Annotated in this window: 2 protein-coding genes; both read right to left on the bottom strand. The window is 72.3% G+C overall.

Translation table 11 applies throughout. The annotated features are described in order from the left end of the window. Positions 1–118: 118 nt before the first annotated feature. Positions 119–1,984: an SUMF1/EgtB/PvdO family nonheme iron enzyme gene (locus K2Z83_RS28185; protein ID WP_220598498.1), complete on the bottom strand. Its 1,866-nt coding sequence runs from the start codon at positions 1,982–1,984 to the stop codon at positions 119–121. Further along, a complete protein-coding gene (locus tag K2Z83_RS28180; RefSeq protein WP_220598497.1) occupies positions 1,897–2,217 on the bottom strand; it encodes a hypothetical protein in 321 nt (106 codons plus the stop codon). Before K2Z83_RS28180 ends, K2Z83_RS28185 begins: the two co-directional genes overlap by 88 nt. Positions 2,218–2,437 lie beyond the last annotated feature (220 nt).

Raw genomic sequence — 2,437 nt, 5'->3', positions numbered from 1 at the left:
GCCCTGAGGTTGTGAGCCACTGAGGCCCTGAGCTATCTGGGCGTATGTCTTGCCTGACCTCAGTGCCTCAGTGGTTCAGTGCCTCAGTGATTCCAAACATTGGCATATCGGCTATCGGCTATGACAAGAGCGGAGGGGCCAGCACCACCCGAAAACCGAAGTCGAGGTCACCCCTGCCGCGGATGAGGTAGCCGACCCGCGCCCCACAGCGAACATACAAGCTACTAAAATACCAAGATCCGCCTCGCCAGGAGATATAGTCATGTGTAAAGTCTTTCTTTACTTCCCCGCTCAACGTCGGGTAGCCCTTGGAGCTACTCGTCGCCACCTCCCACACGTTCCCGGCCATGTCCAGCGCCCCGCAGGCCGCCGCGCCGGATGGGCAGCAGCCCACCGGGGCCGGGTGCTTGAGCCTGCTGGCGTCATACACGGCCCGCTCACTGGTCGGCTCGTCCTCGCCCCAAGGGAATCTATGGCGATTCTTTGCTCCGTCATAGGCCGCTGCGACCTCCCACTCGGCCTCGGTGGGCAGGCGCAGCACATACCCCGCCGGCAGCGCGTCTGCCAGGCGCTCGCTCAGCCAGGCGCAGTAGGCGGTGGCATGCTCCCATGTGATACCGATCACCGGCTGGCTCGGCGCATCGTAGGGTGCCTGGCCCCACCGGTAGGGCCGCTTACCCCCGGCACTGACAAACGCCGCGTACTCGATCACGGTGATCGGCAGCCTGCCCACCCAGAAGGCGGGCAGGGCGATGTCGGCGCTGGCCTGGTCTTTCTCCCACCCGCCGATACGATACGTTCCTCCCGGCACATAGCACCAGTAGGGCGGCGGCATGTCGCCCCAGGGCTGCGGGCCGAAGCGCTCGCCGCGCCGCCCCAGCTCGCGCCGCCAGGCGTCGGGCGCCGCCGGTGAGCGCGGGTCGCCCAGCGTGCCGGCGAGCTGGGCGAACGGGAGGCGGGCGGCGAAGGGCAGCTCCGCCGTCTCGGCGAGCCGTGCGGCATAGGCCGCAGCATTCTCTCGCATCGCCGGGTCAGCCGCAACGTTGGCGAGCCGGGCCAGGGCGTCGTCGTGACGCCCGGCCTTCAGCAGATCGACGATCTCGGCCAGCATCGTCCGGCGCTGCCTGCGCAGCTCCTGCGCGCGCCGCCGCTCCTCGGCCTCGCGCCGCGCGCGCAGCTCGCCCCGCGCGTGCCCCAGCAGCTCCTCCGCCTCCGCGTCGCCCGGCGCCTCGGCCAGCAGCGCCTCCAGGGCATCGGCGGCGGTCGCCCAGTCGCCCGCGTCGGCGGCGGCCAGCGCCGCGTCGTAGCGCCCCTCGCGGCGCTGGCGGGCCGCGGCCCATCCTCGCAGGCTCTGGGGGTCGGGGTGGCCCGGCTGGGCGGCGTCGAGCTCGGCCAGGCCGCCCAGCACGGCGTGCCAGTCGCCGGCATCGCGCAGCGCCCGCAGGTCGGCGTAGCGCGCCAGCAGGCCGAGCTGGCGGCGGGCCTCGGCCAGGCGGGCCTGCACGTCGCGGTGGCCGGGGGCGGCGGCGGCGATTGCGGCGAGCAGGGGCTCGGCCTGCTGCCAGCGGCGCTGGAGATAGGCGCTCAGCGCCCGGCGCCAGATTCGCTCGATGTCGGCGGGCGTCAGCGTTGGGATGGTTGGGTTGGGGGCTGGCACATCGGGCAGAGGCGCGGCCGTCGGCGCGCCGTGGTACACATTGACCGTGATAATGTCGCGCCCGGCCACGTCGCGGATGCTCACGTCGCCGACCTGGCTGCCCTCCCAGAAGGAGAGCGCCGTCGCGCCCAGATTGATCTGCTGGCCGACGAGGCTGCGCAGCAGCGCGGCCAGCGCCGGGTCGGCGGCCAGCCGCGTGCCCAGCGCCTCGGGGCGGATCGTCCCGTCAGCCAGCTCGCTCAGCAGGCGGGCCAGGCCGGGGGCCTGGGCCTGCGCCTCGGCGGGCAGGGCGGCGCGTAGCTCGCGCTCGACCTCGGCGGCGCCCATCGGCGCGGCGGGGAATCCTCGTCGTCAGGGTGGCCCTCGGCGGCCAGGCCCCAGCCGCGCAGGGCGGCCTTGCACCTCGCGATCCCCTGGCGGGCCTCGCGGACGCCGTGGGCGACGCCGGGCGGGGTGTGGGCCGCGCCGAGCAGCGAGACCTGGTCGAGATAATGGGCCAGGGTGGCCCGGTAGGTCTGGAGCCGGCTCAGCTGCTGGTCGATCTCGTCCTGGGTGGGCATACGTGGTGGCTCAGCGGTGATGCGTGGGGCGCACAGCGGCGGGAGACTCGGCGATCAGGGCGGCGTAGGCCGCGCGGGTCCGAAATCTAACAGGATCTGCCACGAGTATAGCATCACTGAGGGGGTGAGGGAATGAGGCACTGAGGGGATGGCGGGGCGGGCGATGCCCCCAGGATCTCTACGGCGCGCTACACGCCTGTGCGGCACCCGGCGAACATGA

Source organism: Oscillochloris sp. ZM17-4, from assembly GCF_019599295.1.
Classification (GTDB): Bacteria; Chloroflexota; Chloroflexia; order Chloroflexales; family Chloroflexaceae; genus Oscillochloris.
The sequence above is the reverse complement of the archived record's forward strand: the minus strand, read 5'-3'. Positions and strand labels throughout refer to the sequence as shown.

Excerpts from the sequence above, each read along its gene's own strand:
- K2Z83_RS28185 (WP_220598498.1), bottom strand. The coding sequence starts at position 1,984 with ATGGGCGCCGCCGAGGTCGAGCGCGAGCTACGCGCCGCCCTGCCCGCC.
- K2Z83_RS28180 (WP_220598497.1), bottom strand. The coding sequence starts at position 2,217 with ATGCCCACCCAGGACGAGATCGACCAGCAGCTGAGCCGGCTCCAGACC.